3 protein-coding genes are annotated in these 3,159 nt (G+C 70.9%); all 3 read left to right on the plus strand.

Annotated features, from left to right (window positions below; genetic code table 11):
• Positions 1–31 precede the first annotated feature (31 nt).
• A complete protein-coding gene (locus G7A99_RS17250) occupies positions 32–1,132 on the plus strand; it encodes an ABC transporter ATP-binding protein (RefSeq protein ID WP_163142442.1) in 1,101 nt (366 codons plus the stop codon).
• 32 nt (positions 1,133–1,164) lie between these two features.
• Positions 1,165–2,523, plus strand: coding sequence for an aspartate aminotransferase family protein (locus G7A99_RS17255; RefSeq protein WP_163142445.1), 1,359 nt, complete (start codon positions 1,165–1,167; stop codon positions 2,521–2,523).
• A 76-nt stretch (positions 2,524–2,599) separates the two neighbouring features.
• A partial coding sequence (locus G7A99_RS17260; protein ID WP_163142448.1) for a 3-keto-5-aminohexanoate cleavage protein occupies positions 2,600–3,159 on the plus strand: 560 nt, incomplete at its 3' end.

The following is a 3,159-nucleotide window of genomic DNA, read 5'->3' on the forward strand; positions in this document are numbered from 1 at the left end:
GCGCGCCCCCGCCCGACGACGGGAGTAGAGCATGGCGGACAACGGCAATGCCGTGGAGCTGCGCGGCGTGGTCAAGCGCTTCGACGACTTCGTGGCCCTGCGCCGCGCGGACCTGGACGTACCCGAGGGCAGCTTCGTGACCTTCCTCGGGCCCTCGGGCTGCGGCAAGACCACGACACTGCGGATGATCGCGGGCCTGCTGGACCCCAGCGAGGGGGATATCCTGGTCAAGGGCCGGCGCATCAACGACGTGCCCATCCACCGGCGCAACCTCGGACTGGTGTTCCAGAACTACGCGCTGTTCCCCCACAAGTCGATCTTCGACAACGTCGCCTTCGGCCTTAAGTACCGCCGGGTATCGCGCTCGGAGGTCACCCGGCGGGTGCGCGAGGCCCTGGCGCTGGTGCGCCTGCCCGACGTCGAGGAGCGGTTGCCCATCCAGCTTTCCGGCGGCCAGCAACAGCGCATCGCCCTCGCCCGCGCCATCGTCTTCGAGCCGGACGTGCTGCTGCTCGACGAGCCGCTGTCGGCGCTGGACGCGAACCTGCGCGAGGAGATGCGTATCGAGCTCAAGCGCATCCAGCGCGAGCTCGGCATCGCCACGATCTTCGTCACCCACGACCAGTCCGAGGCGCTGGCCATGTCCGACAAGGTCGTGGTCATGAACCACGGTGTGATCGAGCAGGAGGGCACGCCGGAGGCGGTCTACAACGAACCGGCCACCGCCTTCGTCGCCGACTTCCTCGGCCACTCGAACATCCTGCCGGCACGGGTGCGCGGCCGCGAGGGCGACTACTACCGCGTCGCCCTCGAGGACACGGGCATGGAGATCCTCACCGCCGCCGGAAACGCCGGGCCGCTGGAGACCGGCGCACCGGTGCGGCTGGTGCTCCGCGCCGAGCGCCTGCGCCTCGGCGACGGCCACGAGCACCGCGACGGCGACACCCTGCTCGAGGCGCGGGTGGACACCGTCGACTACCAGGGCCAGCTGGCCCGTTACTTCCTCAGCGTCGCCGGGATGCAGCTGCAGGCGATCAACGCCATCGACCGCCGGCCCTTCACCGAGGGCGCGGCGGTGCAGGTCCGCGTGCGCGGCGACGACTGCGTGGTCCTCCACGGCCACGGCGACTGACCACCACCGACAGGCAAGCGAAGGGAACGACCATGAGCGCATCCGCCGGCGACGAACGACCGCCGTCCCACCTGTTCTACCAGTCCCGCCAGCGCCGCCCGCTGATCGACCGGGCCGAGGGCGTGTACCTGTGGGACACCGACGGCCGGCGCTACCTCGACGGCTCTTCCGGGGCGATGGTCAGCAACATCGGCCATTCCAACCCCCGGGTACTGGAGGCCATGCAGGCCCAGATGGCCCGTGCGACCTTCGCCTACCGGCTGCACTTCGAGAACGAGCCCGCCGAACGGCTCGCCGCCCGCACCGCGGCGGCGATGCCGCTGGGCATGGACCGGGTGTTCTTCGTCTCCGGCGGCTCGGAGGCCGTGGAGAGCTGCCTCAAGCTGGCGCGCCAGTACGCCGTGGCCACCGGCCAGGCCAGCCGCTACAAGGTCGTCTCCCGGTTTCCGAGCTACCACGGCGCCACCCTCGGGGCACTGGCGGTCACCGGCTACGCCCCCATGAGCGCGCCGTTCTCGCCGATGATGCACGAGATGCCCAAGATCCCCGCGCCCACCTGCTACCTGGACCGGGACGGGCTCGACATGCACCAGCGCGGGCTGCGCTACGCGGACATGCTGGAGTCGGAGATCCTGCGCCAGGGCCCGGAGACGGTGCTCGCCTTCATCATGGAGCCGGTGGGCGGCGCGGCCACCGGCGCACTGGTCGCCCCGGACAGCTACTACGCGCGTATCCGCGAGATCTGCGAGCGCTACGGCGTGCTGCTCATCCACGATGAGGTGATGTCCGGCGCCGGACGCACCGGGCGCTTCCTCGCCGGCGAGCACTGGGACGTCATCCCCGACCTCATCGCCCTGTCCAAGGGCTTCGCCGCCGGCTACGCGCCCCTCGGCGCGATGGTCGCGCCCGGCTGGATGGTCGAGCCGGTACTCGACACCGGCGGGTTCATTCACGGCTACACCTATGCCGGCAACCCCCTCGCCTGCGCCGCCGGGCTGGCCGTGCTCGACGAGATCGAGTCCCGCGACCTGGTGGGCAATGCCGCGCGCATGGGCGAGCGGCTCCGGGCCCGGCTGGACGGGCTGGCGGAGCGCTTCCCGATGATCGGCGACGTCCGCGGCAAGGGCCTGCTGCAGGCCGTGGAGCTGGTGGCCGACCGCGAGACCATGGCCGTTCTGCCCCCGGAGCGCATGGCCGCGGCACGGCTGGTGGAGCTCGCCTACGAGCGCGGGCTGATCATCTACTGGCGCCGCACCCGCGGCGGCTACAGCGGCGATCACGTGCTGGTCTGCCCGCCACTGATCGTCGACGAGTCCCACATCGAGGAGATCGCCGCGACGCTCGGCGACGCCCTCGCGGCGCTGGAAGCGGAGCTCGCGGCGGCGAGGTAACCCCGCGGGGACGCCGCCACGGCGTCCCCGCGGACCGTCCCGTCCCCCTGGAACCGACAATCAACGGAGGCGCCTCGTGACACGCAAGGTCATCATCACCTGTGCGGTGACCGGCTCGGTGCACACCCCGACCATGAGCGAGTACCTGCCGGTCACCCCGGAGCAGATCGCCGAGCAGGCCATCGGCGCCGCCGAGGCCGGCGCGGCGGTGCTCCATCTCCACGCCCGCAACCCCGAGGACGGACGGCCCACGCCGGACCCCGGGGTGTTCATGCGCTTCCTCCCGCGTATCCGCACGGCCACCGACGCGGTGGTGAACATCTCCACCGGCGGCGGCATGCCCATGACCGTGCACGAGCGCATGCAGGCCGCGCTGCGCGCGCAGCCGGAGATGGCCTCGCTGAACATGGGCACCATGAACTTCGGACTCTACCCGGCGTTGTCGCGCTACGATCACTGGCGCTACGACTGGGAGCCGGCGTTCCTCGACGCCAGCCGCGACTTCGTGTTCAAGAACACCTTCGCCGACATCGAGACCCTGCTCGCCGAGCTCGGCGACGGCTGCGGGACGCGCTTCGAGTTCGAGTGCTACGACGTCGGCCACCTGTTCACCCTCGCCCATTTCCTCGACCGGGG

It is taken from the genome of Arhodomonas sp. KWT (genome assembly GCF_010993615.1).

Coding starts and splice junctions, on each gene's coding strand:
- G7A99_RS17250 (WP_163142442.1), top strand. CDS start 32: ATGGCGGACAACGGCAATGCCGTGGAGCTGCGCGGCGTGGTCAAGCGC.
- G7A99_RS17255 (WP_163142445.1), top strand. CDS start 1,165: ATGAGCGCATCCGCCGGCGACGAACGACCGCCGTCCCACCTGTTCTAC.